We start from the raw sequence: 317 nt of genomic DNA, 5'->3' as shown, positions 1-317 counted from the left end.
ATCTAATCCTGTTTGCTCCCCACGCTTTCGCATCTGAGTGTCAGTATCTGTCCAGGGGGCCGCCTTCGCCACCGGTATTCCTTCAGATCTCTACGCATTTCACCGCTACACCTGAAATTCTACCCCCCTCTACAGTACTCTAGTCTGCCAGTTTCAAATGCTATTCCGAGGTTGAGCCCCGGGCTTTCACATCTGACTTAACAAACCACCTGCATGCGCTTTACGCCCAGTAATTCCGATTAACGCTCGCACCCTCCGTATTACCGCGGCTGCTGGCACGGAGTTAGCCGGTGCTTCTTCTGTCGCTAACGTCAAAT

General features: G+C 52.7%; 1 rRNA gene. It reads right to left on the bottom strand.

Features of this window, described 5'->3' with window-relative positions:
* Positions 1-317 (bottom strand): 16S ribosomal RNA (locus VJL_RS22980); the annotation flags it as partial.

The organism is Vibrio jasicida CAIM 1864 = LMG 25398 (assembly GCF_000400365.1).
GTDB lineage: Bacteria > Pseudomonadota > Gammaproteobacteria > Enterobacterales > Vibrionaceae > Vibrio > Vibrio jasicida.
The sequence above is the reverse complement of the archived record's forward strand: the minus strand, read 5'-3'. Positions and strand labels throughout refer to the sequence as shown.